The sequence below is a fragment of the Xenophilus sp. genome (assembly GCF_044462705.1).
GTDB lineage: Bacteria > Pseudomonadota > Gammaproteobacteria > Burkholderiales > Burkholderiaceae_C > Xenophilus > Xenophilus azovorans.
The window spans coordinates 1-3166 of sequence record NZ_JBIQNC010000330.1 but is presented as its reverse complement, the minus strand read 5'-3'; the positions used below and the strand labels follow the sequence as shown (position 1 = coordinate 3166).

The following is a 3166-nucleotide window of genomic DNA, read 5'->3' as shown; positions in this document are numbered from 1 at the left end:
CGAAGCCCAGCCCCACCGTGAACGGCCGGGGCACCATCGCCGCCAGCGTGCGGTCGTAGAAGCCGCCGCCGTAGCCCAGCCGGTAGCCGCCCGCGCTGTAGCCCAGGCAGGGCACGAACAGCAGCGTGGGGACGATCAGCTCGGTGTCCTTGGGCTTGGGGATGTCGTAGGCGTCGTTCTCCATCGGGCAGCCCGGGTACCAGGCGTGGAAGGTCAGCGTCTTGTGCACGCGGTCGACCACCGGCAGCCCGATGCGCCGGCGCAGGGGCTCGTCCATCAGCTCGCCGTCTTCCTTCCAGCGGTGCAGCGCGGGCAGCGGGTCGAACTCGCCCTTGATCGGCCAGTAGGCGCCGATCACCGTGTCGGGCCGCCCCACCAGCCAGATGCGCATCACCTGCTGCAGGGCGGCGGCGCGCTGCAGGCGGTCCGGCATGGCCAGGCGCTGCTCGATCAGCGCCTTGCGGACCTGCGCCTTGAGAAATTCGCCCGCTGCGGACGGCTTCGCGCCGGTGCGCGAGCGATTTCCATCGTGTGCCTTGTCCATAATCCCTCGATGCAGTTTCGAAGCATTTTGGCAGCCTTGCTGCTGGGGTCGGTCGTGCTGGCGCAGCCCGCCTGCGCGCAGGAGGCCGGCAGCGACGACGTGATCCTCCAGATGAAGCAGGCCTTCCAGCGCGGCGACAAGGCCCGGCTGGCGGCCCTGCTGCCCGCGGCGCGCGGCCACGCGCTGGAGCCGTGGGCCGCCTACTGGGAGCTGAAGGCGCGCCTCCAGGAGGCCGGCAGCGACGAGGTGCAGGCCTTCCTCGCCCGCTACGCCGGCACCTACCAGGAAGACCGGCTGCGCAACGACTGGCTGCTGCTGCTCGGCCAGCGCCGGCAGTGGGACGAGTTCGCGGCGCTGCACGCGGGCTTTCGCATGCGCGACGACCGCGAGGTGCAGTGCTACGCCATCCTGGTCGACGTGCTGACCAGCGGCCAGGCCACGCCGGAGCAGGCCGAGACGGTGCGGCGCAACTGGCTGGGCCAGCGCGACCTGGACGACGGCTGCCTCACCGCGGCCGACCGCATGATCGCCGCGCGCCTGATGTCGCCCAACGACGCCTGGCGCAAGGCGCGCCTGGCGATGGAGGCCAACCGCACCAGCGCGGCCCGCGCCGCCGTCACGCTGGTCGCGCCCGAGGCGCTGCCCACCTTCGCCCAGGTCGGCGCCAGCGCGGCGCGCTTCCTCTCCGGCGCCGCCTCGGCCGCCAGCAAGGCGCGCAAGGAGATGGTGGTGCTGGCCCTGATCCGCATGGCCGCCTCCGACCCCGACACCGCCGCCACGCAACTGGAGGGCAAGTGGGGCCCCATGCTCTCGCCCGAGGAGCGCAACTGGCTGTGGGGCAGCATCGGCCGCCAGGCGGCGCAGAAGCTCTCGCCCCAGGCGCCGGGCTACTTCGCCAACGTGACGAAGAACGGCGACCTCACCGACGACATGCTCGGCTGGCGCGTGCGCGCCGCGCTGCGCATGGGCCGCTGGAAGGAGGTCGAGTCCGCCGTCGACGCGATGAGCGAGGAGGCGCGCCAGGACGCCACCTGGGTCTACTGGAAGGCCCGCGCCCTCGCCGCGCAGGGTGGCGCGCGGCGCCAGGAGGAATCGCGCGAGCTGCTGCAGTCGATCGCCGGCACGCGCGGCTTCTACGAGCTGCTGGCGCTGGAAGACCTGGGCCAGCGCGCGCAGGTGCCCACGCCGCCGGAGCCGCTCACGCCCGAGGAAAGAGCCGCCGCACGCAGCAACGCCTCGCTGCAGCGCGCGCTGTACGCCATCGGCATCGGCCTGCGCTCCGAGGGCGTGCGCGAGTGGAACTACGCCACCAACCTGCACGAGCGCGGCGGCATGGACGACCGCGCCCTGCTGGCCGCCGCCGACCTGGCCTGCCAGCGCGAGGTGTACGACCGCTGCATCAACACCAGCGAGCGCACCAAGGGCTTCATCAGCGCCGAGCAGCGCTTCCCGATGCCCTTCCACGACACGGTGCTGCGCAAGAGCGCCGACATCGGCCTGGACCCGGCCTACGTCTACGGCCTGATCCGCCAGGAGTCGCGCTTCATCATGGACGCGCGCTCGGGCGTCGGCGCCTCGGGGCTGATGCAGCTCATGCCCGCCACCGCGCGCTGGACGGCGCGCAAGATCGGGCTGGACTACGCGCCCTCGATGATCACCGACCGCGAGACCAACATCACGCTGGGCACCAGCTACCTGAAGCTGGCGCTGGACGATTTCGACGGCTCCATGCCGCTGGCGGCAGCCGCCTACAACGCCGGCCCGGGCCGCCCGCGCGCCTGGCGCAACGGGCCGGTGCTCGACGCCGCCATCTGGGCCGAGAACGTGCCCTTCAACGAAACGCGCGACTACGTCAAGAAGGTGCTGGCCAACACCACCAACTACGCGGCCCTCATCACCGGCCGGCCACAGTCGCTGAAGGACCGGCTGGGCACCGTCGGCCCGCGCTCGGCCGCCGAGCCGGAGCCGAACAAGGACCTGCCCTGACCGCCTGCCCGATCCCCATGCGCCGCGCGGCCCCGACCGGGGCCGCGCGCCTTTGACGACATGAACAAAACCCTCCAATGGCTGCGCGCCCACCTGCCGCCCTGGGCCCTCGACTGGCTCGACGTGCTGGTGCCCGCCGTGCAGGTCGTGCTCATCGTCCTGGTGGCCTGGCTGCTGATGCGCCTGGTGCGCCGGCTCGTCCGCCGGCTGGCCGCGGCCTACGCCCTGCCCTCCGAGGTCGTGCTGCTGTCGCGGCGCACCGTCGCCTTCGTGGTCTACGGCGGCGCGCTGCTGTGGTGCCTGGAGCGCCTGGGCGTCTCGGGCGGCGTGCTGTGGACGGCCTTCACCGGCTTCGCGGCCGTGGGCGCGGTGGCCTTCTTCGCCGCCTGGAGCGTGCTGTCGAACATCTTCTGCGCGCTGCTGATCTTCACCACCCGGGCCTTCCGCCTCGGCGACCTGGTGGAGCTGCTGGAGAACGGCGACAAGCCCGGCCTGAAGGGCCGCGTGGCCGACATCAACCTCGTCTACACCACGCTGGACGAGACCGGCGACGCCGCCAACGGCACCACGCTGCAACTGCCCAACAGCCTGTTCTTCCAGCGCGTGCTGCGGCGCTGGCACGGCAGCGCAGCGGCC

3 protein-coding genes are annotated in these 3166 nt (G+C 72.3%); 2 read left to right on the top strand and 1 reads right to left on the bottom strand.

The genetic code is table 11. The features are described from left to right. Positions 1–433: 5-formyltetrahydrofolate cyclo-ligase (locus tag ACIY1X_RS25690; RefSeq protein ID WP_399686323.1), on the bottom strand; the 433-nt coding region annotated here is incomplete at its 3' end. A gap of 120 nt (positions 434–553) precedes the next feature. Between ACIY1X_RS25690 and ACIY1X_RS25685 the strand changes: the two genes are divergently transcribed. Further along, positions 554–2530 carry a lytic transglycosylase domain-containing protein gene (locus ACIY1X_RS25685; RefSeq protein ID WP_038217914.1) on the top strand — a complete coding sequence of 659 codons (1977 nt, stop codon included), beginning with the start codon at positions 554–556 and terminating at the stop codon, positions 2528–2530. Positions 2531–2590: 60 nt separating this feature from the next. After that, the coding region (locus tag ACIY1X_RS25680) for a mechanosensitive ion channel domain-containing protein (RefSeq protein ID WP_399686321.1) at positions 2591–3166 on the top strand (576 nt) is incomplete at its 3' end.

Excerpts from the sequence above, each read along its gene's own strand:
- ACIY1X_RS25685 (WP_038217914.1), top strand. The coding sequence starts at position 554 with ATGCAGTTTCGAAGCATTTTGGCAGCCTTGCTGCTGGGGTCGGTCGTG.